Source organism: Streptomyces sp. NPDC001056 (assembly GCF_053598955.1).
Genome location: NZ_JBSFLI010000086.1, coordinates 1 through 2,785 on the forward strand (window position 1 = coordinate 1; position 2,785 = coordinate 2,785).

General features: G+C 72.6%; 1 protein-coding gene. It reads left to right on the forward strand.

What is annotated here, in order from left to right; genetic code table 11:
* The coding region (locus ACWDD7_RS37475; RefSeq protein WP_450460690.1) for a beta strand repeat-containing protein at positions 1-2,785 on the forward strand (2,785 nt) is incomplete at both ends.

The following is a 2,785-nucleotide window of genomic DNA, read 5'->3' on the forward strand; positions in this document are numbered from 1 at the left end:
ACCAGCACGCTGGCGGTCGGCGGGCACACGGTGACGGCGACGTACGGCGGTGACGCGCACTTCAACGGGTCGTCGTCCGGCACCGACACCCAGACCGTCGGGCAGGCCACTCCGGTCCTGGAGGTCGTCTCCGCACCGAACCCCTCGGTGTTCGGTCAGGCGGTGACCTTCACCGCCACGGTCACCCCGCCCGGGACCGGCACCCCCACCGGTACCGTCACCTTCACCATCAGCGGTCCCGGCGGCGGCATCTTCACCAGCACTCTCTCCGGCAGCGGCACGGCGAGTGTCACCGTCCCCACCCTGGGCGCCGGCAGCCACACCGTCACCGTCACCTACAACGGCGACACCAACTTCACCACCGCCACGGCCACCAACACCCAGACGGTGAACCAGGCGTCCACGACCACCTCGGTCACCTCCTCGCCGAGCCCCACCGACTTCGGCGAGCCGGTGACGCTCACCGCGGTGGTCAGCCCGGTCCCGCCGGGCGCCGGAACGCCCACCGGCACGGTGACGTTCACCCTCAGCGGAGCGGGCGGCGGCACGATCACCGCCACCCTCGATGCCAACGGGGTGGCCACCGCCACCACCGACACCCTCGGGTTCGGCACCCACACCGTCACCGCGGTCTACGGCGGTGACGCCGACTTCGCCTCGTCGAGCGGCGATACCAGTCACAGCGTGGTCAGCCAGCCGTCCAGCAGGACCACCGTGGTCTCCACGCCGGACCCGGCCGTCTTCGGCCAGGCGGTGACATTGACGGCGACCGTGGTGGCGGTGCCGCCGGCCACCGGTGTCCCCACGGGCACGGTGGTGTTCACCGTCACCGGCGCGGGCGGCGGCACCTTCACCGCCACCCTGGACGCCACCGGCACCGCCACGATCACCACCAGCACCCTCGGCGCCAGCCTGCACAACGTCACCGCCTCCTACGGCGGCGACCCCACCTTCAACCCCTCCAGCGGCAGCACCACCCAACTGGTGCTCCAGGCGCCGACCACCACCAGCGTCACCACCTCCCCCAACCCCTCGGCCTTCGGGGAGCCGTTCACCGTCACCGCGGCCGTGGCGTCGCCCGCGCCCGGCGCCGGCATCCCGGTCGGCAGCGTGACCTTCACCATCAGCGGCGGCGAGACCGCGACCGTGCCCCTGGACCCGAGCGGCACCGCGACCTTCACCACCAGCACCGCCCTGCCCGCGGGCAGCCACACCGTCTCCGCGACGTACAGCGGTGCCACCGACTTCGCACCGTCCAGCGGGAGTTCCACGCACACCGTGGCGTTGGCGGCGACCACCACCACGGTCACCAGCGCGCCGAACCCGTCGGTGTACGGGGTGCAGGTGACCATCAGCGCGGTGGTCGCCCCGGTGGCACCGGGCGCCGGCATCCCCACCGGCACCGTGACGTTCACCTCCAGCAGCGGCCTGACCCGCACCGTGGCACTGGACGGCACGGGCACCGCCACGTTCACCACCAGCGTGCCGTTCTCCGCGGGCGAGGAGCTCATCACCGCCACCTACAACGGTGACGCGAACTTCACCTCCTCCAGCGGCAGCACCACCCAGGTCGTCAACCCGGCGGACACCACCACGACGGTCACGTCCGGCCCGGCCCCGTCCGTCTTCGGCCAGCCGGTCACCGTCAGTGCGATGGTCGCGCCGGTGGCGCCGGGCGTCGGCGTGCCCACCGGGTCGGTGACGTTCACCACCAGCAGTGGCCAGAGCCACACCGTGCCGCTGGATGCCACCGGCGCGGCGACGTTCACCACCACCGCGCCCTTCCCGGTCGGCACCGAGACCATCACCGCCGCCTACAGCGGAGACGCGAACTTCAACCCGTCGAGCGGCAGCACCACCCAGGCCGTCAACGCCGCGAACACCATCACCACCGTCACCTCCGCACCGAACCCGTCCGTCACCGGCCAGACCGTCACCCTCACCGCGGCGGTCAGCGCCGTCGCGCCGGGCGCCGGCACCCCGACCGGCAGCGTCACGTTCGCCGTCAGCGGCCCCGGCGGCGGAACGGTGACCGTGCCGGTCAGCGCCGGCGGCACCGCCACCGCCACCATCGACACCCTTCAGGCCGGTGCCCACACGGTCACCGCGGACTACAGCGGCGACACCGACTTCAACCCCTCCACCGGCAGCGAGACGCAGACCGTCACCCAGGCCGCGACGACGGCGACCGTCACCCTGTCGCCCAACCCCTCGGTGTTCGGGCAGGAGGTCACCGTCACCGTCACCGTGGCGCCCGTCTCGCCGGGAACCGGCACCCCGACCGGCGATGTCACGTTCGCCGTCAGCGGTGCCGGCGGCGGAACGGTGACCGTTCCGCTGAGCGGCGGCACCGCGAGCTTCACCACCAGCACGCTGGGAGTCGGCAGCCACACCATCACCGCTTCCTACGGCGGCGACGCCAACTTCAGCGGCACGAGCGGCAGCGCGAGCCAGAGCGTCGGCCAGGCGGCGACCACCACCACCCTGACCAATGTGCCGAACCCGTCGGTGTCGGGGCAGGCGTTCACCGGGACCGCGGTGGTGGCTCCGGTGGCGCCGGGCGCGGGCGTTCCGACGGGCACGGTGTCGTTCACGCTGAGTACCGGAACCAGTATCGATGTGCCGCTGGTCGGCGGGGTGGCGACGGCGAGTGTCGCGCTGCCGGCCGGTGTCTACCTCAGCACGGCCACCTATCACGGTGATGCCGACTTCACCGGTTCGACGGGCACCGGGACGCAGACGGTCGACCGGGCTGACACCGCCACCACGCTGACCTCGGCGCCCG